Genomic DNA, 20,129 nt, shown 5'->3' with positions numbered 1-20,129 from the left:
CGGGTTCTTCGTGCACGGGTGCTTCGTGGCGAGTCACGCCATGGCCGTGCATCATGGATGGCAGCGGTGCGGGCGGTCGCCCCGGCAGGAGGTCGTGTTCCTCCCGGGGCGACGCCGGCACTCGCGCCCCGCCGGCACCCTGACGGTCGTCGAGTTGAACCGCGTCCGGATTCAACAACCGACTCTCAACGCAGCGGGACCGGCACCTGCCACGCCTCGTCGAAGAACTCCGCGGCGACGATCCGCCCCGGTGCCAGGCCGTCGGGGGGCGTGAGCAGGTCGATCACCGCCCAGTCGGGGAGCCGGGCGTTTTGCAGGGCATTGCTCTTGTCGTCCTCCTCGCGGAACGTGATCCCGCTGTTGAGAACGACATACCGACCGGGAGCGGCGGCGGAGGGCGGGGCGAGCGGGTTGGGCTGGATCAAGACCGGCACGTGCCGGGCCGCGGCAAACGTCCGCGCGTGCGGCGACTGCGGGGCGATCACCACCTCGCTCTCCGACCAGGCCAGCGGCAGGCCGCCGATGACCTGGGCGACGAGCGGATTGGAGCGCGGGTCGCCGAACAACACCAGATGCTTCGTCGCCAGGAGCTCGGGGGTCACGTCGCCGGCGGCCACCACCGGCAGCTCACCGCGAAACAGGTCGTGCCAGCGTGCCTTGAAGTGGGCCAGTTCCGCGGCCACGAAGGCGTCGACCGCCGGATGGAAGCCGGGCCCGGTCGGACCGACGACGACGAACCGGGAATTGAAGGCGTCGTCGATCGGGCCGGTGAGACCGGGGCGCTTGCGTTTCGCCGGGAGCGCCGCGGCGCTGCCGATCCGCCAGGCACCGTCGGGGCGGAGGCCCTCCCGGACGAGCACGACCCCGTCGGCATCGCCGCGGCCGTCGAGCACCGTGCCGTCGATCTCGATCCGACAGGGGCCGTCGACCTCGCGCAGGCGCAGGGCCGTGATGTTCGCGGTCGTCACGTCGAGGTCGGCACGCGGCGCCGAACGATCACGGACGGCGTCGACCCGCGCCGCCGCGCAGTGCTCGGCGAGGGCCACGGGCACGACCCACCAGGCCCCGCCGTCGGCGAGCGTCGTCCCCGCCCAGTGGACGGTGTCCGGGCTCCGCGGCCGCCCCGCCGCCACGGCCGGGGCGAGGAACGCGGCGATCCGCGCCTTCGACGGCTCGTCGTATTTGTGGGCCATCCCCGCGCCGATCACGTGGGGGAGTTCCCTGCCCTCGGCGGCGAGGGACTCGACCATGATCTCGCTGGCGGCCCGCTGCCGGTCGACCTCGCCGGAGTAGGCGATCGCCGGCAGGTTGAGGAGATTGCGGACCACCGGCGGCACGTCGGTGAGCAGCCAGAGGCGCGCTTCCCACGGGGGCACGTCGGTGGCGGCCAAGCCCATGAACCGCGCCGTGTCGACAAACCCGGCGCCGCCGTGAATCGCGCAGAATCGGTCAGTGCGCCGGGCGCCGATCCCCCACGCCCCCGCGCCCCCCATCGAGAATCCGGCGAGGACGATCCGGTCGCGGTCGATCGGCCGCAGCGCGGCGAGGGCGTCGAGGGCCTCGAAGACGTCGGTCGTGCCCGGCCCCTTCCAGCCGTTGCAGTAGCGGCCGAAGGGCATGAGCACGATCGCGTCGGTGGGGAAGAACTCGCCGCTCTTGCGGCTCTTCTGCCAGAGGAAGTGGAGGTCGGTGTCGCGCTCGCCGCGGCCGTGGAGCCAGATCCACACGGGCACCGGCCGCGCCGGATCGAGCCGCTCGGGGACGACGATCCCGTAGGGCTGCACGGAGCCGTCGAGTTTCGAGCGGAAACCGAGCGCGACCGGCCCGGTCTGCGTGCGCCACGGGGTTTTTCCGTCGGCCAACGCCGCCATCCGGGCCTCCGCCTCATCGAGCGCCCAGGTGGCGCGCGCCAGGTGCGGCGGCTCCCACCACTCACCACAGTCGCGCGCGTAGTGCACCCCCTTGAGCAGCACCTCGACCTCGGCCCGCGCCTGCGGATCGCCCGGCGGCAGCGCCGCCAAGCGCTTCCCGAGCGCCGCGAGCCGATCGGGGACGGCCTGCCAGGCTGCTCGCGCCGGTTCGTCGAGCTTCGCCACCAGTTCGTCGAGCGCCGGCGCCACCGGCGGCAGCCGGCGCTGGATCGCCGCTCCCTGCCCCGGCTTGACGGCGGCCGGCGTCGCCGGATCGTCGGTCGTGGCCACGAGTTGCGACGGCGGCGGCTGGAACGACGCCTCGTGGGCACGCGCGAGCCTCACCAGCCGCGCCGCCTCGTCCGGATGCGCGGCGGCGACGTCGAACCGCTCGCCGGGATCGACGGCGAGGTCATACAGCTGCGGCGGATCGTGGCGCACCGGAGTCGGGTCGCCATACGCCCCCTGGGTCGCCAGATGGGCTTTCCAGCGGCCGCTGCGGACGGCGAACAGCTGCTGGCCGCGGTAGTAATAAAAAGCCTCGCGCTCGACCGGCTCGTTGGCCACGAGCGCCTGCCGCAGGTCGACGCCGTCGATCGGCCGGTCGGCCGGGAGCGGCGCGCCGGCCAGGGCGGCCACGGTGGGGAGGATGTCGAGCATCGTCGCCACGCCGTGGTGGACCTGCCCCGGGGCAATCGTCCCCGGCCACCAGGCGATCGCCGGCACGCGCATCCCCCCCTCCCACGTGCTCCCCTTGCCGTCGCGGAGCAATCCCGCCGAGCCCCCCTGCTGGTTCATGATCAGCCAGGGGCCGTTGTCGCTCGAGAAGATGACCAGCGTCCGCTCGGCGAGGCCGCGCTCGCGGAGCGCAGCGAGGATCCGGCCGACGTTGGCGTCGAGCTCCTCGACGACGTCGCCATACAGCCCGCGCGGGCTTCTGCCACGGAATTCGGCCGAGGCGAACAGCGGCACGTGGGGAAACGACAGCGGCACGTAGAGGAAAAACGGCCGCGCCGCCTGGTCGGCGATGAAGGCGACGGCGGCGTCGACGGTGCGCGGCGTGAGCGTCGTCTGGTCGACGGGGCGGACGACCTCCTCGATCGCGTCGCCGACACCGCGGTAGATCCCCGCCTTCCACCACTCGGGCTGCGGGTCGGGGGAGCCCGACGCGCCGCGCGGGATCCGGCCGGCAGGGTCCATGTCGTTGGAATGGGGGAGGCCGACAAAGGCGTCGAACCCGTGCCGCGCGGGGGCCCCGGCGGGGTTGAGCGTGAAGTTGCCGAGGTGCCACTTGCCGAAGCAGCCGGTCGCGTAGCCGCGGCCGCGGAGCAGCTCGGCAAGCGTGATCTCGTCGTCGGGAAGGTGGCCGGTCGACTTCGTGCGGAGGACGCGGAACCGGTCGTTACACATCCCGCTGCGGATCGGATAGCGGCCGGTGAGCAGGGCCGTCCGGCTCGGCGTGCAGACCTCGGCGGCCGAATAGAAGTCGGTGAAGCGCATCCCCTCGGCGGCCATCCGGTCGAGGTGCGGGGTGCGGATCGTGGGGTGGCCGTAGCAGCCGAGGTCGCCGTAGCCGAGGTCGTCGGCGAGGATCACGACGACGTTGGGGGGCGTCTCGGCGGCACCGGCGGCCAGCGGCAGCCCGAGCGCGAGCGCCAGCGCCGACGTCACACGTGCGCGGATCATGTTCGGCTTTCGATGGGGGAAGTGAGCGACCGAAGTCCACGCCGGCTGCGAGCATGCCCTGGTCGATCCCGTTCCGCAACGTGCCCAGAGCGCGGTAGTCTGCCCCGCCGAGCACGGCGCGACGACGCTCCTCACCGAGAACCGTGATTTCGCCCGTTTCGACGGAATCACGCCGCTCTCGCGCGTCGCCTTCGCCTCCGCGTCTCGTCCGGAGGCCAGCGGTGGCCCCGGAACCGCGGGCCGCTTGCGTCGGGTTCCGGCGGCGGGCGACAATCGCCGGGTGGATCGCGGACGGAGCACCTCCGGGGGACGACGGCATGCCGGTCGATGACATCCTTTTGGATGCCGAGGAGCGGATGGAGAAGGCGGTGGATGTGTTCCGCCACGCCCTGGCCGGGATCCGCACCGGGCGGGCCAATCCCGGCCTCGTCGACTCGCTGCGCGTCGAGGTCTACGGCTCGCCGACGCCGATCAAGGCGCTGGCGAGCGTCGGCGCCCCGGAGCCCAACCAGATCGTCGTCCGCCCGTTCGACCCGGGCACGATCAAGGACATCGAGAAGGCGCTGCGGGCCAGCGATCTGGGCTTCAATCCGCAGAGCGACGGCCGCGTCATCCGGATCATCGTGCCGGCGCTGTCGACCGACGTGCGCCGGAAGATGGGGGCGCGGATCAAGGAATTGGCCGAGGAGGCCCGGGTCGCGATCCGCAACGTCCGCCGCGACGCCAACAAGGCGGCCGACACCGAGCAGGCCGACGGCGGCCTCACCGAGGACGACTGCAAGGGGGCCAAGGACCAGGTCCAGGAGCTCACCAAACGCTTCGAGGCCCGGGTCGGCGACCTGGCGAAGACGAAGGAAGCGGAAGTGATGGAGGAGTGACCGGCCGCGATGAGCGTTCCCCGCACCGGTGACAATCCCACCCCGTTTCCACCGTTGGTGGTCGACGGGCTCGTGAAGCGGTATGGATCGCGGACGGTGCTCGACAGCGTGTCGCTCGAGGTCCGGCAAGGGATCACCGGCCTGGTGGGCCCCAACGGCGCCGGCAAGAGCACGCTCGTCCGCGCGATCCTCGGGCTGGTCCGGCTCGAGGCGGGGCGGGTGCGGGTGTTCGGGCGCGATCCGTATCGCGAGCCGCACACCGTGCGGCAGCGGCTCGGCGTGGTGCCGGAGGACGAGTGCTCGATCCCGGGGTTGTCGGGGGTGGAGATGGTCTGCTACGCCGCCCGGCTCTCCGGACTTCCCGGCACCGAGGCCCTGCGCCGCGCCCACGAGGTGCTCGACTGGTGCGACGCCGGCCAGGAGCGCTACCGGCCGGTGGAGACGCTCAGCGTCGGGATGAAGCAGAAGGTGTCGTTCGCCGCGGCGATCGTCCACGACCCCGACCTCGTGATCCTCGACGAGCCCACCAACGGCCTCGACCCGATCGAACGCCGGGCGATGCTCGGCCGCCTCGTCTCGCTCGCCCGCCGGCACGGCAAGACGGTGATCGTCTCGACCCACGTCCTCCCCGACGTCGAGTCGATCTGCGACGACATCGTCGTCCTCTCGCAGGGGCGCATCTGCCTGACCGGGGCGATCGCCGACCTCACCGGCACCGACCGGCCGGAATACCGCCTCGTCGCCGACGGCGACCCGGAGACGCTCTTGGCGAGCCTCGCCCGGCACGGGCTCGTGGCACGGACGGCCGACGAGCCGACCGGGATCGAGCTGCGGGTCGACGCGACGCGCCCGGAGCGCCTCGGAGCGGTCTGGGAAGCGGCCCGCGACGCGGCGACACGGGTCAGGCAGTTCGAGCCGGTGCGGCGGCCGCTCGAGGAGGTGTTCGTGGCAGCACTCCGGGAGGCCGATCATGCCGCTCCATGACGTCGGCTACCGCCCGTGGCGCGGCCGAGTGGCGACCGGTTCGGCCGCCGGGGTGATCGCCCTGACGGGCATCAAGCTGGCCTGGAAGAGCCGCTGGCTGAGGCGCGCGGTGCTGTTCGCCTGGACGCCCGGCATCGTGTTCGCGTTCGCGTTCTTCGCCTTCGAGCAGGCCGTCGAGGACGGCCTCCTCGGGCCGATGCGTCCCCGGCTGCGGCTCGACCAGGCGATCGACAACATCGGCGCCCTCGGCACCGTGATCGCCAACGCCCTCGGCGGCCGCCCCTCGGCCGACGGCCCCACGACCGACGAGCTCCGCCACATCGTCTGGTCGCGGCTGCTGCTGGCGTTCATGCGCGCCCCGCAGGCGCTGCTCCTGGCGATCGTGGTCGGGCTGGTGGCCCCGGCGTTGGTTTCGCGCGACCTGCGTGCCAAGGCCTGGCTGGTGTACTTCACCCGGCCGGTCCGGGAGATCGACTACATCGTCGGAAAACTCGTCGTCCTCGCCATGCTCGTGGCGGCGATCACGATGCTGCCGGCCTTGGCGCTGTGGGTGCTCGGCGTCCTCGTCAGCCCCAGCCTCCAGGTCGTGCTGACGACCTGGGACTTGCCGCTGCGGATCGTCGTCTCGGCGCTGACCCTCGCGCTGCCGACGGTGTTGATGGCCTTGGCCTACTCGTCGCTGACGCTGGAGAGCCGGATCGCCAGCTTCGCCTGGTTCGCCACCTGGGGTGCCTGCTGGGTCGCCCACGGAGCCCTCACCACCGCCGACATGATGGCCGCCGAAGCGGTCGACCGGGTGGAAGCGTCCGCGTACTCCACGGCCATGCCCCTCGACGACGACCTGGAACAGCGGTCTTTCCCGGGCCGCGCACCGCCGCGCCGGCGGCCACCGCCCGAGCCGTTGCAGTGGTTGCGGCGTGCCGGCGGGATCGACGCCCGGCCCGACCGCTGGGCGTGGCTGTCCCCGTACCATGCCCTGGGCGTGGTCCAGGCGGCGGTGTTCGGGATCGAACGCCGGCCGGACGTGATCATTCCCCCGGTCCTGTCGCTGTCGGTGCTGTCCCTCGTCGCCGGCGCGGTGCTCGTCAACAGGGTCGGGGCTCCGGCGCGCGTCTGACAGACCCCCACTGCGATCGCCGGCCCGGCGCCGGAAGCCCAGCCACCCGCGGTCCCGACCGATGCTCCACTTCAACCACGTCACCAAGCTCTACGGGACGGTGATCGGCGTCAACGACGTGACCGTCGACCTCGGCCAGGGGGCCCACGGCCTCCTCGGGCCCAACGGCGCGGGGAAAACCACGTTCATCGGCCTGGTGACCGGCCAACTCCGGCCGTCGATGGGCCGGGTCGAGGTGTTCGGCGAAGCGCCGTTCAACAACGACCGGGTCCTCCGCCGCATCGGCTACTGCCCCGCCTCCGACATCACCGAGCGCCGGGCGACGCCACTGGAGTGGGTCCGGTACCTTCTCCGGCTCTCCGGGTTCTCGGTTGCCGACGCCGCGATCCGCGCGGAGCGGACACTGGCGCGGGTCGGGCTCCGCGAGGCGGCCGGACGGCCGCTGGGGACGCTCTCCAAGGGGATGCGGCAGCGCGCCAAGCTCGCCGGCGCGATCGCCCACGAGCCCGATCTGCTCGTCCTCGACGAGCCGTTCGTCGGCCTCGATCCCGTCGCCCGCCACGATCTGGTCGCGCTGGTCCGTGACTGGGCACTGGAGCGGTCGCTGCTGGTGGCCAGCCACCTGCTCCACGAGATCGAGGCCCTCCATGCCGGCCTGGCGGTGATCCTCGGCGGGAGGATGGTGGCCAGCGGATCGGTCGCCGAGATCGCGGCGCTGGTCGATTCGCTGCCGATCGAGCTGGTCGTGCATTGCGACGACCCCCGGCGACTCGCCGCGCGGCTCGTCGGCCTCGACGCCTGCTCCGGGCTGCGGCTCGAAGACTCGGGGGCGATCACGATCTCCACGCGGGCCCCCGACATCGTCAGCGCGGCGGTCGCCGCCGCCACCGCCGACGGGATCGCGGTGGCATCGCTCGTCCCCGCCGACAGGTCGCTCGAGGGCCTGTTCTCGCGCCTCGTGCAACTCCACCGGGGTACTGCCTCGTCATGAACGGCTGGCGCGACACGCTCGATGCCACGCTCGCCGTCGCCGGCTTCCAGCTGGCGCGGCTGCGGACGGCGCCCCGTCTGGCGCTGGCGGCGCTGGGCGTGGCCTTTCCGGCGCTGGTGGTCCTCGCGGTCCGCCGCGCGGTGCGCGTCGATCCCGACCGCGACGTCTGGGCGGTGCTGCTCTATGCGTTGGTGCCGGAAGCGGTCTGCATGCTGGGGTTGCTGGTGACGATGTGCCCGGCGGTCGCCGACGAGCTGGAGCGCGGCACCTGGGTCCACGTCGCCACCCGTCCCGGTGGCCGCCGGGCGCTGGTCCTGGGCACGTTTGTCGCCTCGGTCGTGTGGACCTCGACGATCGGCGTGCTGGCGCTGGTGGTGGCGGTCATCGTCGGCGGGATGAGCGAGCCGCTCGGGCTGATCCTGGTGTTCACCGGGTTGGTCGTGGTCTCGAGCGTCGGGCGCGGGGCGCTGTTCGCGCTGCCGGCGGTGGTGATGCCCAGCCGGGCGCTGGTCGCCAGCGTCGGCGTGGCGGTGGTCGTCGAGTACCTCGCCGGGTTCCTCCCCGCGATCGTCAACCAGGCGACCGTCAGCCTCCGGCTGCGCAGCCTGCTGGTCCAGGGGTTGGACTGGCAGAAGAAGATCCCCGCCCAGCTGAAGCTGATCGTCGATCCGCAGCCGGCGTGGGTCCAGTGCGGCGCGGTGGTCGTCCTCGCCGTCGTCCTCCTCACCGTGGCGATCGTTATCCTTGAGCGCCGGCAGTTTCCGCCGAGCGAGGAGGGGTAGCGTGATCGTGGTCCGCGACCTGGTGAAGCACTACCGCTCCGGCGACGGCAGCGTCGTCCGCGCCGTCGACGGCGTCTCGTTCGCCGTCGAGCCCGGCGAGATGGTCGGCCTGCTGGGGGCCAACGGGGCCGGCAAGACGACGACCCTCCGCGTGCTGGCGACGCTCCTGACGCCGACGGCGGGCACGGCCTCCGTCGCCGGCTGCGATGCCAGCGCCGACCCGGTCGCCGTGCGCCGTCGACTGGGCTACGTCTCCGCCACCACCGGCGTCCCGGATCGGCTCTCGCCGCGCGAGATCTTCGGCTCGTTCGGCCGTCTCCACGGGCTCGATGGTGCGGCGCTGGCCGACCGGGTCGACCGGCTCGTCGCCGCCCTCGGGCTCGGCTCCTGCGCCGATCGGCCGGCCGGCCGGCTGTCGTCGGGGCAGCGGCAGCGTGTCTCGGTCGGCCGGGCGCTGGTCCACGACCCGCCGGCCCTGGTCCTCGACGAACCGACCAGCGCCCTCGACGTGATCGGGGCCCGCGACCTGCTCGACATCCTCACCGGACTGCGCGACGCCGGTCACGCGATCCTCGTCTCCACCCACCGGCTCCACGAGATCGAACGGCGCTGCGACCGGTTCGTGGTGATCCACGGCGGCCGGGTGGTGGCGGCGGGCACCCGCGACGAGCTCGTCGGCCCGGGGGGCGACCTCGAACAGGCGTTCTTCGCCGCCGTCTCCGGCGCGGAGGCGCGATGACCGACCCGATCCCGCCGGCCGCCGCCCCGCCCGCCCCCCCGGGGCGCTTCACCGCCGCCCTGGCGATCGCGCGCCGCGACCTGGTGGAGTTCGTCCGCGACCGCCGGACGCTGTTCGTGACGCTGTTGTTGCCGATGGTCACCTACCCGATCGTCGCGCTGGCCAGCGCCCTCGGCCTGCGGACAGTGGTTGCCGACATCGAATCGCAGGCGGCGACCGCGACCCTCGCCGTCGCCGTCACCGGCGCCGAGGCCCTGCCCTTCGCCGAGCGACTCCGCGCCGTGGCAGCGTCGCCCCCGCGCGGCGGCCCGGCGGCGGCCGACTGGCCGGCGGGCTTCGAGATCGAACCGCTCCCCGATCCGGTCGCCAATCGCGCCTTGGCCAGCGGCGCGGCCGACGTGGCCGTCGACGCCCCGGCGGGAACGCTCGCCGCCCTCGACGGCGACGGCACGGCCACCGTGACCGCCCGGCTGTCGACCTCGCGCGACGCCGAACCCGGAGCCGCCCGGCTCTGGGAGGCGCTGGTCGCCAACGTCGCGGCCGACACGCTCGCGCGCCGCGCCCGGGGCGCCGGCTTGCCGCGCGCGTTCCTCGAACCGCTCCGTGTGACGTTCCCCGACGGGCCGGCGGCCGCCCCCGTCGCCCCGAGCATCGGCCCGACGCTGGTCGGATCGGTGCTCGTGCTGCTGGCGGTGCTGACGCTCACCGGGGCGTTCTATCCGGCGATCGACGCGATCGCCGGCGAGAAGGAGCGCGGCACGATCGAGACGTTGCTGATGGCACCCTGCAGCACGCTCCAGATCGTCCTCGGCAAGTTCCTCGCCGTGTTCGCGATCACGCTGGCGACGTTGGCGGCCAACGTCCTCTCGATCGCGGCGACCGGTGCCGCGGCGGTGCGGATGCTGCCGGCGGGGATGAGCATGGAGATCGCCCACCCGTCGGCCGGCAGCCTGGCGACCCTCGTCGCCTTCGTCGGCCTGGCGGCGATCGCCGCGGCGACCTGCCTGGCGGTGACGACCGCCTCGAAGAGCGGCAAGGAGGCACAGAACACGCTCACGCCGGTGATCCTCCTGGTCAGTGCCCTGGCCGGGACGGCGCTGCTGCCGGGGCTGCGCGGCAAGGCCTGGCTGGCGGCGGTGCCGTTTGCCGGGCAGATCGTCGTCTCGCGGTTGGCACTGGTCGGTCCGGAGGGGCCGGGGCCGGGGCTGCCGGTGCCGGTGCTGGTGGCGCTGTCGCTGGCGTCGGCGGGTGCGCTGACGGCGCTGCTCCTCCAGGGCACGGCCCTGCTGCTGGCCGACGAAGACATCCTCTTCCGCGGTCCCGACGCGGCACCGCACGGACTGGCGCGGCCGGCCCGGCGGAAGGTCCCGAGCGTGGCCCAGGGAGCGATTCCGGTGGTCGCGGGGCTGGCGCTGGTGTGGTATCTCCAGGGGCTCGCGCCGGGTGATCTGCGCCTCTCGATCCCGCTGCACCAGGGGATCGCGGTGATCCTGCCGTTGGTGGCGATGCTCGCCTGGCAACGGGTCGACACGCGCACCACCCTCGGGCTCTCCTCCCCCGCACGCGGGCCGCGCGGCGCCGTCACGCTCGTGGGCGCGGGGCTGATCGGCGCCGGGTTGTTCTTCCTGTCGGCGGCGCTGCTTTTGGCTCTCGGCGGCGGCGACGGCTCGCCCGCCGTCCGCGACCTCACGCGCCGGCTGCTCGACCTTCTCGGGAACACGCCCTGGTGGCTTTCCGCGGTGCTGATGGTGCTGCTCCCCGCCGTCGCCGAGGAAACGCTGTACCGCGGCTGGGTGCTCGCCGCGTTCGCCGGCGTGTCCCCGTCGCGTGGCCGGGCGGTGGCGGCGGTGGCGGCGCAGGCGGCGGTGTTCGCGCTGGCCCATCTCCTCCCCGAACGGATGCCGGCGACCTTCGCCCTGGGATTGGCGACCGGCGCGCTGCGGGTGCTGACCGGCAGCATCCTGCCGTCGATCGTCCTCCACGCCGTCCACAATGCCGTGCCGCTGGTGCTCGTCGCCATGGCCGGTGGCCCGGGTGGCGAACAGCTGGCGGAGATCGCCACGGGGGGAGCGACGCGCCTTCCGCCGGCCGTCGTCGCCGCCGCGGCGCTGGCCGTCGCCGTCGGGGCGGGGTTGGTCGGATTCGCGGCGCGTCGTGGGGATCGAGGCCGCTCCGCGGTGCGCTGAAGCGCGTGCGACCGGCCGATCACTCGCCGCTCCGCCCGAGCGCCCGGCGCAGCGCCGCCTCGAACTCGCCTTCGAACAGCGCGGCACCGTGCTCGTTGAAGTGACCGCGGTCGTCGTAGATGTAGCGCCCTGCGTCGTCGACCACACGCAGCACGCCGTCCGGGCCGACGACCATGCTGCCGACGTCGATCACCTCGACGGTGGTCGACCGCTCGGCCATCACCCAGCCGTCGACGCGCTCGCGCCGCTGCCGGGCCGGAGGCTCCTCGCGATACGGAGGCCGGCTCCCGGCACAGATCGCCTCGCGCGTCGCCGTGCCGGGGGCGAACGGCGTGTCGGTCGTGACCACCAGCGCCGGCGCCAGCGTGCCCATCGTGGCGATGGCGCTCGCCACCGGCTCGCGCTCCATCCGGCCCCGCAGCCCCCAGAAGCAGGAAAACACGATCGCTTCCGGCCGCAGCTCGTGGAGGGCCGCGAGCGACCGTTCCCACAGCTCCGGTGACGGATCACTGCGGTTGGGGATCGGCTGCCGGCCCGAGACACTGAGGACGACCAGCCGGCAACCGAGCCTGGTGCAGACGCGCTCGAGCGTGCCCAGGTACTGGTTGGCCAGGCTGTCGCCGACCAGCGCGACGGTCCCGCGCGTGCCGCTGCGGTTGAGCACCAGGCCGCCGGAGGCGACGGCGGCGAGCGATGCTCCCGGTGGGGCGTGGCGCGTGCGGAGCGTGAGCCCGACGCCGATGGCGATCAGCAGCGACAGCACGAGCATCGTCGCCTCGCTGCGCGTGGTCCGCGCGTCGAGCAGCCGGGATCGGGCCGGGGCTTCGACGACCGCGTGGAGGACCAGCGTGGCGATCACGATGAGGACGATCTTCACCGGCAGGCGCGACCACTCGTTCGCGGCAAACCCGGCGTAGTCGACGAGCGAGCAGACCGGCCAGTGGGTCAGGTAGAGGGAGTAGGAGAGCTTGCCGACGAGGACCATCGGTCCCCGGCCGAGCCAGTGCCACGTGCCGGCGTCGCGGTCGAGCGCCGTCGCAGCGATCAGGGCGACCGTCGCCACGACCGGCACGAGAGCGACCCAGCCGGGGAACCCCGTCGACTCGTCGATCACGGTGATCGAGCCGGCCAGCCCCGCCGTGCCCGTCCAGCGCAGCCCCCGCGCCCACCCGGGACGGGCCCCCGGCATGCCGCGCCACACCCATGCTCCGAGCAGTCCACCGGCGAGCAGTTCCCAGGCGCGGAACGGCAGCAGGTAGAAGGCCGGCGTCGGCAGCCGCGGCGTGGCGGCGATGCCGGCGACGAGGCTCGCCCCGCACGCCGCCGCGAGGACGACGCCCACGGTGCGGGCCGAGCGGCGTTACGCCTGGCGCAGGACGAGCGGATAGAGGAGGTAGAACTGCTCTTCGAGCGACAATGACCAGCAGTGGAGGAACGGCTGCGACAGCGGGCTGGTCTCGAAATAGTTTCCCTGCAGGCAGAGCTTGACGTTCATCAGTGACGTGATGCTCGTCACGAACGCCAGACCGGCCGCACCGCGGTGCTTGGAGTCGTAGACGAAGCGCGCGGCCAGGAGCGTCGCGAAGCCGACGAACGTCAGCGCCGGCACGATCCGGGCGACGCGCCGGTAATAGAAACTCCAGAGGCGGAAGCTGCCCTGGTCGAATTGCTCGAGGAGGATCCTCGTGATCAGGTAGCCCGAGATCACGAAAAAGATGTCGACGCCGGTGAACCCTCCCGGCAGCCAGCGCGGGAGAAGGTGGTAGACGAGCACGGCGAGCACCGCGATGGCGCGGAGACCGTCGAGCGACGGTTCATAGCTGATCGCGGAGCGGCTCATGGGGCCATCGGCAGCTGCGGCGGCGGAGTGGTGGCGAGTGTAGCCGTCGCCCGTGAACGCCGCCGGCGACCGTCCCCCCGGGGGTCGGGAGCCTGGACCGGCCGTCACCCGAACAGGGAAACGACGGGGGTCGCCGGCACGACTCCGGTGAGCCGGGTGTCGAGCCCCTCGTGGGGCACGGAGAACCGGGCATGGTCGATGCCCAGCAGCCACAGCATCGTGGCGTGCAGGTCACGGACGTGGACGACGTCGGTGACCGCGCGGTAGCCGAAGTCGTCGGTCGCCCCGTGGGTCACACCACCGCGGATCCCGCCGCCGGCCAGCACCATGCTGAACCCCTTCACGTGATGATCGCGCCCGACCGGCCCCTTGTTGGCCTGCGCCATCGGCGTCCGGCCGAACTCGCCGCCGACGACGACGAGCGTCTCGTCGAGGAGGCCGCGGCGGGCGAGGTCGGCCACCAGCGCGGCGACGGCGCGGTCGGTGGGGGGGCAGATCTCGGCCATGTAGGCGTCGATCCGGTCGTGGTGGTCCCAGTCGGAATGGTAGAGCTGCACGAACCGCACCCCGCGCTCGACCAACCGGCGCGCCATCAGGCAGTTGGTGCCGATCGTCGCCCGTCCCGGCTCGGCGCCGTAGAGGGCCAGCGTCTCCGGCGACTCGTCGGCGAGGTCGGCGAGGGCCGGCACGGCGGTCTGCATCCGGAAGGCGAGCTCGTACTGCGCGATCCGCGTGGCGATCTCGGGGTCGGTTCCGGTGCCGGCGGCGATCCGGTCGAGCGCCTGCACCGTGCGGACCACGTCGGCCTGGTGACCGGTGCCGACTCCCGGCGGGCTGGCCGCGTAGTGAACCGGCGGGCCCGCCGTGCCGAACTCCACCCCCTGGCAGGCGCCGGGGAGGAATCCCGAGTGCCACTGCCGCGCCGCGATCGGCTGGGGATTGCGCCCCAGCCGGCTGGTGAGGACGACGAATCCGGGCAGGTCGTCGGCGGCGCTCCCCAGGCCGTAGGTCACCCACGCCCCCATGCTCGGCCGGCCGGACAGCGCGGTGCCGCAGTTCATGAAGGTGTGGGCGGGATCGTGGTTGATCTGCTCGGTGACCAGCGAGCGCACGATCGCCAGCCGGTCGGCCTGGGCACCGAGCCGCGGAAAATGGTCGCTGATCTCGGCGCCGCACGCGCCGTAGCGCCGGAAACCCGCGCGCGGCCCGAGGCAGACGAGCTTCTGCCCCTGGAGCTGCGCGATCGGTTGGCCGGCGGTGATGCTCTCGGGCATCGGTTCGCCGTCGCGGGCGGCGAGCGTGGGCTTGTGGTCGAACGACTCGAGGTGGCTCGGACCACCGGCGAGGCAGACGAAGATCACCGCCCGGGCGCGGGGCGGGTGGTGCGGCAGCCCCGGCAGCGGGTCGCGCCCCGGGGCCGCCGGTGCCGGCCGCGCCCCGAGAAGCCCCAGCGCCGCCGCCCCGAGGGCGAGCCCCTGATCGCGGAGGAAGGTGCGGCGGTGGATCGCGAGGAGCTCGGGAGTCACTGGCGGCTCGTCGTTTCGTGGAGGTTGAGGACCACACGGGCGGCGGCGGTCCAGGCGGCGTGTTCGCCGGGCGGGAGCGCGTCGTCGCGCGGGGATTCACCGACGGCCACCAGCGCCGCCGCGGCCGGCACGTCGGCCCGGTATTCCTCACGGCGCCGGGCGACGAGGCCGGCGAGCAGCTCCACCTCGGCCGGCAGCGGCGGCCGCGACAGCACGCGGCACCACAGCCATCCGATCCGTTCCGGGTCGGTCGGCCCGGCGTGGCGCAGCACCTCCTCCGCCAGCCGCCGGGCGGCCTCGACGAAGCTCGGGTCGTTGAGGAGCACCAGCGCCGCGCGCGGCGTGCTCGAGCGCGGCCGGGCGACGGTGCACTCCTCGCGCGACGGCGCGTCGAAGGCGGCCAGCTGCGGGTGGAGGAACGTCCGCTGCCAGTGGACGTACACGCCCCGCCGCCATTGCCGCCAGTCGCCGTCGGCGTGGTACTCGCGCTGCGGGAAGTTGAGCAGGCGGTAATGGCCGGCCGGCTGGTAGGGGCGCGAGGTTTCGCCGCCGAGGCGCTCCTCGAGGAGGCCACTGACCGCCAGGAGCGTGTCGCGGACGTGCTCGGCGGGCAGCCGCCAGCGCCCCTGGCGGGCGAGGAGCCGGTTGTCGGGATCGGCGGCGAGCTGCGCTGCCGACGGCTCGCTCGAGCGCCGGTAGGCACGGCTGGTGAGGATCGTGCGGAGGAGCCGGCGCAGGCTCCAGCCGCCGTCGAGCAGCTCGAGGGCCACGCCGTCGAGGATCTCGGGGTGGTCGGGGGGCTGCCCCTGGGCGCCGAAGTCGCCGGGCGAGCGGCACAGCCCGGTGCCGAAACAGATCGCCCAGACGCGGTTGGCGATCACCCGCGCCGTCATCTCCCCCTGCCCCCCGGCCGCGACGGGAGTCACGAGCCACCGCGCCAGTTCGAGCCGGCCGGCGCGGCCGGCGGGATCCAACCGGCCGTGGCGCGTGGGAACGGCCGGGGCCACCGGCGCCCCGGAGTCGTCGAGCCAGTTGCCGCGGGGGAGGATCCGCACCTCGCGCGGCTCGGCCAGGGCGCGGGTGACCATCACCCCTTCTTCGAGCGCCGCGCGCCTGGCCGCGAGCCGCTCGCGCTCGATCCGCAGGGCCACCGTCTCGTCGGCCTCGGCAACCTCGGGCGCGGCCCACGGCGGCAGCACCAGTGCCGGCAGCCGGCGGTCGAGGATGGCGAGACGCCCGTCGATCGCCGCCGCCTCGTCGCGCGCGAAGGGGGGCACGACGCGCCGCTCCGGACGGCGCCGCGTCGGCAGGTCGTTGGAGCCGTCCTTGAAGTGGGCCTCGTCGTCGACGTCGGCGAAGAACGCCGCCAGGGCGTGGAAGTCGTGGGCCGTGAACGGATCGAACTTATGGTCGTGGCACTGGGCGCAGCCGATCGTCGCCGCCATCCACACCACCGACAGGTTCCGCACCCGGTCGGCCTGGTAGATCGCCCGGTACTCGCGCGCCTGGACCCCCCCTTCGTGACTCGTCTGCAGGAGGCGGTTGTAACAGCTCGCGAGGTCGCGATCGTCGGGGTGCTCGCCGGGGCCGGGCTCGGTGAGATCGCCGGCCAGCTGGAGGATCGTGAACCGGTCGAAGGGCAGATCGTCGAGGAACGCCTTGATGACCCAGTCGCGGTACGGCGCGGCGCGCTGGTCCTGGTCGCCGTGGTAGCCGACGGTGTCGGCGTAGCGGACCTGGTCGAGCCACCAGGTCGCCATCCGTTCGGCGTGCCGAGGACTGGCGAGGAGACGGTCGACGAGCCGCTCCCAGCGGTCGGGGCGCCCGTCGGCGAGGTACGCGGTGACCTCGTCGGGCGTCGGCGGGATGCCGGTGAGATCGAGGTGCACGCGGCGCACGAGCGTGACGGGATCGGCCGGTGGCGCGGCGCCGAGGCCGGCCGCGGTGAATCGTGCCTCGAGTGCCCGGTCGATCCATCCCGGACCCCCGGCCGGCAGTCCCGGGCGGACCGGGGCCACCAGTCCCCACGGCTCCGCCGCCGGAGCGCCGGCCTCGACCCAGGCGCGGAGCATCTGCCGCTCGGCGGCCGACAAAGGATGCGGTCCGGCCGGCGGCGGCATCATCAGGTCGGGGTCGCTGGCTTCGATCCTCGTCACCAAGGCGCTCGCGCCGGCGTCGCCGGGAACGATCGCGACCGCGCCACTGGCCAGCACGCGCCGCGCCGCGCCGACGTCGTCGAGGCGGAGGCCCGCCTGCCGCGCTTCCCCGTCGGGGCCGTGGCAGGGAAAGCAGCTCCGCGCGAGGATCGGCCGGACGGTGGCCGAGTAGTCGGGAGCACCGGCCGCAACGGCCCGCGCCCCCAGCGCGAGCACCAGCGCGATGACTGTGCCGCGATACCTGTCGGTCATGGCAACCCGCCCGCTCCCTCGCCGGAAGGACTCGCACCCCGTCCCACGCCGCCGCGGGCAGTGTAGCCCCCGCGGGGCGCTGCCCCCCACCGTGGCCCGCCGCGTTGACTGGGTGTGGCCACGACCGTAGATTCCGGGCGGTTTTTCCCGAAATCCCGCACTGTTTCCCCTGCGAAAGGCCCCTTCCACCCCATGGCCACCTCCGGAAAGAAGTCCGCCGCGAAGAAGTCCGCGACCCCTTCCCCCAAGGCTGCCAAGACCGCCCGGGCGGCGAAGCCGGGACGGATGATCTACTACTTCGGGGCGAAGCGCTGCGACGGCGACGGCACGATGAAGCCGCTGCTGGGGGGCAAGGGGGCGAACCTCGCGCAGATGACCAAGATCGGGCTGCCGGTGCCGCCGGGATTCACGATCACCACCGCCGTCTGCATCGACTATTACCACAACCACAAGAAGTTCCCCAAGGGGCTCGAGGAGGAGGTCCACTCCTACGTCCGTCTGCTCGAGAAGGAGTGCGGGAAAAAGTTCGGCGATCCCGTCCATCCGCTGCTGGTGAGCGTCCGCTCCGGCGCCCGCGACAGCATGCCGGGGATGATGGACACGATCCTCAACCTCGGCCTCAACGACCGCTCCGTCGAGGGCCTCGCCAAGGCCACCGGCAACCCGCGCTTCGCCTACGACTCCTACCGCCGCTTCATCCAGATGTACGGCGACGTGGTGATGGGGGTCCAGAAGCGCCACGAGAACGAGCACGATCCGTTCGAGGAGGTGATGGAGCAACTCAAGCACGAGCGCGGCGTCCACGAAGACACCGACCTCTCCGCCGAGGCTCTCCAGGAGTTGATCCGCCGCTACGTCAAGCTGATCCACGAGCGGACGAAGAAGCCGTTTCCGCAGGACCCGTTCGAGCAGCTGATGGGTGCCGTGGGCGCCGTGTTCGGCAGCTGGATGAACGAGCGGGCGATCCTCTACCGCCGCAAGTACAAGATCCCCGACGAGTGGGGCACGGCGGTCAACGTCCAGACGATGGTCTTCGGCAACATGGGCGACGACTGCGCCACCGGCGTGGCCTTCACGCGCGACCCGGCGACCGGCGAGGACGTCTTCTACGGCGAATACCTCGTCAACGCCCAGGGGGAGGACGTCGTCGCCGGGGTGCGCACGCCCAAGCCGGTGGTCGCGATGGCCGACGACCCGGGCTTCGCCGGCACCTACAAGCAGCTCGAGCAGGTCCGGGAGCGGCTCGAGAAGAAGTTCGGCGACGTCCAGGACTTCGAGTTCACCGTCGAGAAGAAGAAGCTCTACATGCTGCAGACGCGGCACGGGAAGCGGACGGCGCTGGCCTACGTGAAGATCGCCCACGACATGGTCAAGCAGAAGCTGATGTCGCCGGAGCACGCGATCCAGTCGGCCGATCCCGATGCCCTGTCACAGCTCCTGGCGCCGATCTTCGACCGGCACGGCTACGAGGCGGCGAAGAAGGCCGGCCGCGTCCTCACCACCGGCCTGCCGGCCGGCCCGGGGGCGGCCACCGGGAAGCTCGTGTTCTCCGCCGTCCGCGCCGAGGAGCTCGCCGGCAAAGGGGAAAAGGTGGTCTTGGCGCGCGTCGAGACGAGCCCCGAGGACCTGCGCGGGATGATCGCCGCCGAGGGGATCCTCACCAGCCGCGGGGGCGTCTCGAGCCACGCGGCCCTCGTCGCCCGGCAGATGGGGAAGGTCTGCGTGGCGGGCGCCGGGGCGCTGGTCATCGACTACGGCAAGGGAACGCTGACCTGCGGAACGACGACGCTCCGCGAGGGGGACGCGATCTCGATCAACGGCAGCACCGGCGAGGTGCTCGCCGGGGCGCTGGCGACCGCCGACAGCGAGCTCAAGCAGGTGCTGATCACGCGGACGATGAAGCCGGAGGACTCGGCCGTCTTCCAGTACTACGACTTCATCATGAGGCTCGCCGACAAGCACCGGAAGCTCGGCCTGCGGACCAACGCCGACACGCCGGAGCAGGTGCGCCACGCGATCGCCTTCGGCGCCGAGGGGATCGGCCTGACGCGGACCGAGCACATGTTCTTCGAGGGGGACCGGATCGACGCGATGCGCGAGATGATCCTCGCCGACGGCGAGCCGGCCCGCCGCGAGGCGCTGGCGAAGCTCCTCCCCTACCAGCGCGACGACTTCGAGGGGATCTTCCGGGCCCTCGAGGGGCGGCCGGCGACGATCCGCTTCCTCGATCCGCCGCTCCACGAATTCGTCCCCCACGACGACAAGGCCCAGGCCGATCTGGCGCGCAAGCTCGGCCTCCCGGTCGAGACGGTCCGCCAGCGCGTCCACGCCCTGCACGAATTCAACCCGATGCTCGGCCACCGCGGCTGCCGCCTCGGGATCAGCTACCCCGAGATCTCCGAGATGCAGGCCCGCGCCGTGTTCGAGGCGGCTGCCAAGGTGCAGAAGGACGGCATCAAGGTGAAGCCGGAGATCATGATCCCGCTGGTCGGCTTCCGGAAGGAGCTCGATCACCAGGTCGAGATCGTCCATCAGGTGGCGGCGGCAGTGATGAAGGAGACGGGTCAGAAGATCAAGTACCTCGTCGGCACGATGATCGAGATCCCGCGCGGCGCGCTGACGGCCGACGAGATCGCCGAGAGTGCCGAGTTTTTCTCGTTCGGCACCAACGACCTGACGCAGACCTGCCTCGGCATGAGCCGCGACGACTCGGCGACGTTCCTTCCCCGCTACACCGAACTGGGGATCGTGAAGGCCAATCCCTTCGCCTCGCTCGACGCCACCGGCGTCGGGCAGCTGATGCGGATCGCCGTCGAGAAGGGGAAGAAGACCCGTCCGGACATCAAGCTGGGGATCTGCGGCGAGCACGGCGGCGATCCCCACTCGGTGGTTTTCTGCCACCACGTCGGGCTCGATTACGTGAGCTGCTCGCCGTTCCGGCTGCCGGTGGCCCGCCTCGCCGCGGCGCAGGCCGCGCTCGGCAAGACGTACTGATTTCAGCGCCTGCGGGGCCTTCCATGGCCCCCGCAGGCTTGCGCAGGCGGTGGGACAGCCGAGGTGTCCCACGCCTGCGGCGGTCGCC

The 20,129-nt window shown here is 72.7% G+C and carries 13 protein-coding genes; 8 read left to right on the top strand and 5 right to left on the bottom strand.

All coding sequences use genetic code 11. The features are described 5' to 3' along the window. Positions 1-185 precede the first annotated feature (185 nt). Positions 186-3,596 (bottom strand): hypothetical protein, encoded by a 3,411-nt coding sequence (locus FJ309_07085; protein ID MBM3954362.1) that lies wholly within the window; start codon positions 3,594-3,596, stop codon positions 186-188. Positions 3,597-3,913: 317 nt separating this feature from the next. Between FJ309_07085 and FJ309_07080 the strand changes: the two genes are divergently transcribed. From FJ309_07080 to FJ309_07050, 7 genes are all read left to right on the top strand, one after another. Then, the gene (locus FJ309_07080) at positions 3,914-4,474 is read left to right on the top strand and encodes a ribosome recycling factor (GenBank protein ID MBM3954361.1); all 561 of its coding nucleotides are present in this window, start codon (positions 3,914-3,916) and stop codon (positions 4,472-4,474) included. 9 nt (positions 4,475-4,483) lie between these two features. Then, positions 4,484-5,458 carry an ABC transporter ATP-binding protein gene (locus FJ309_07075; protein MBM3954360.1) on the top strand — a complete coding sequence of 325 codons (975 nt, stop codon included), beginning with the start codon at positions 4,484-4,486 and terminating at the stop codon, positions 5,456-5,458. Next, a complete protein-coding gene (locus tag FJ309_07070) occupies positions 5,445-6,575 on the top strand; it encodes a hypothetical protein (GenBank protein ID MBM3954359.1) in 1,131 nt (376 codons plus the stop codon). The genes FJ309_07075 and FJ309_07070 overlap by 14 nt, the downstream gene beginning before the upstream one ends. A gap of 61 nt (positions 6,576-6,636) precedes the next feature. After that, on the top strand, positions 6,637-7,566 hold the full coding sequence (locus FJ309_07065; protein MBM3954358.1) for an ABC transporter ATP-binding protein: 930 nt from the start codon (positions 6,637-6,639) through the stop codon (positions 7,564-7,566). Continuing rightward, positions 7,563-8,348 carry a hypothetical protein gene (locus FJ309_07060; GenBank protein ID MBM3954357.1) on the top strand — a complete coding sequence of 262 codons (786 nt, stop codon included), beginning with the start codon at positions 7,563-7,565 and terminating at the stop codon, positions 8,346-8,348. Before FJ309_07065 ends, FJ309_07060 begins: the two co-directional genes overlap by 4 nt. A 1-nt stretch (position 8,349) precedes the next feature. Next, the gene (locus FJ309_07055) at positions 8,350-9,087 is read left to right on the top strand and encodes an ABC transporter ATP-binding protein (protein MBM3954356.1); all 738 of its coding nucleotides are present in this window, start codon (positions 8,350-8,352) and stop codon (positions 9,085-9,087) included. Then, positions 9,084-11,273, top strand: coding sequence for a CPBP family intramembrane metalloprotease (locus FJ309_07050; GenBank protein MBM3954355.1), 2,190 nt, complete (start codon positions 9,084-9,086; stop codon positions 11,271-11,273). Before FJ309_07055 ends, FJ309_07050 begins: the two co-directional genes overlap by 4 nt. A 19-nt stretch (positions 11,274-11,292) precedes the next feature. Here the strand turns inward: FJ309_07050 and FJ309_07045 are convergent, their stop codons facing one another. The 4 genes from FJ309_07045 to FJ309_07030 form a co-directional block, all read right to left on the bottom strand. Next, complete coding sequence (locus FJ309_07045; GenBank protein MBM3954354.1) at positions 11,293-12,615, bottom strand: acyltransferase; 1,323 nt, start codon at positions 12,613-12,615, stop codon at positions 11,293-11,295. A gap of 18 nt (positions 12,616-12,633) precedes the next feature. Next, positions 12,634-13,113 carry an acyltransferase gene (locus FJ309_07040; GenBank protein ID MBM3954353.1) on the bottom strand — a complete coding sequence of 160 codons (480 nt, stop codon included), beginning with the start codon at positions 13,111-13,113 and terminating at the stop codon, positions 12,634-12,636. A gap of 104 nt (positions 13,114-13,217) precedes the next feature. Continuing rightward, a complete protein-coding gene (locus FJ309_07035) occupies positions 13,218-14,639 on the bottom strand; it encodes a DUF1501 domain-containing protein (GenBank protein ID MBM3954352.1) in 1,422 nt (473 codons plus the stop codon). After that, positions 14,636-17,047, bottom strand: coding sequence for a DUF1553 domain-containing protein (locus tag FJ309_07030; protein ID MBM3954351.1), 2,412 nt, complete (start codon positions 17,045-17,047; stop codon positions 14,636-14,638). Before FJ309_07030 ends, FJ309_07035 begins: the two co-directional genes overlap by 4 nt. Before the next feature lie 192 nt (positions 17,048-17,239). Between FJ309_07030 and FJ309_07025 the strand changes: the two genes are divergently transcribed. After that, complete coding sequence (locus FJ309_07025) at positions 17,240-20,041, top strand: pyruvate, phosphate dikinase (GenBank protein MBM3954350.1); 2,802 nt, start codon at positions 17,240-17,242, stop codon at positions 20,039-20,041. Positions 20,042-20,129: the final 88 nt, after the last annotated feature.

The sequence above is a fragment of the Planctomycetota bacterium genome (assembly GCA_016872555.1).
Classification (GTDB): Bacteria; Planctomycetota; Planctomycetia; order Pirellulales; family UBA1268; genus F1-20-MAGs016.
Note: the sequence above shows the minus strand (reverse complement) of the source record. Positions and strands in the feature narration are given on the sequence as shown.

What these genes read in the sequence shown, in the direction of transcription:
- FJ309_07085 (MBM3954362.1), bottom strand. Translation starts at nt 3,596, where the DNA reads ATGATCCGCGCACGTGTGACGTCGGCGCTGGCGCTCGCGCTCGGGCTG.
- FJ309_07080 (MBM3954361.1), top strand. Translation starts at nt 3,914, where the DNA reads ATGCCGGTCGATGACATCCTTTTGGATGCCGAGGAGCGGATGGAGAAG.
- FJ309_07075 (MBM3954360.1), top strand. Translation starts at nt 4,484, where the DNA reads ATGAGCGTTCCCCGCACCGGTGACAATCCCACCCCGTTTCCACCGTTG.
- FJ309_07070 (MBM3954359.1), top strand. Translation starts at nt 5,445, where the DNA reads ATGCCGCTCCATGACGTCGGCTACCGCCCGTGGCGCGGCCGAGTGGCG.
- FJ309_07065 (MBM3954358.1), top strand. Translation starts at nt 6,637, where the DNA reads ATGCTCCACTTCAACCACGTCACCAAGCTCTACGGGACGGTGATCGGC.
- FJ309_07060 (MBM3954357.1), top strand. Translation starts at nt 7,563, where the DNA reads ATGAACGGCTGGCGCGACACGCTCGATGCCACGCTCGCCGTCGCCGGC.
- FJ309_07050 (MBM3954355.1), top strand. Translation starts at nt 9,084, where the DNA reads ATGACCGACCCGATCCCGCCGGCCGCCGCCCCGCCCGCCCCCCCGGGG.
- FJ309_07040 (MBM3954353.1), bottom strand. Translation starts at nt 13,113, where the DNA reads ATGAGCCGCTCCGCGATCAGCTATGAACCGTCGCTCGACGGTCTCCGC.
- FJ309_07030 (MBM3954351.1), bottom strand. Translation starts at nt 17,047, where the DNA reads ATGACCGACAGGTATCGCGGCACAGTCATCGCGCTGGTGCTCGCGCTG.
- FJ309_07025 (MBM3954350.1), top strand. Translation starts at nt 17,240, where the DNA reads ATGGCCACCTCCGGAAAGAAGTCCGCCGCGAAGAAGTCCGCGACCCCT.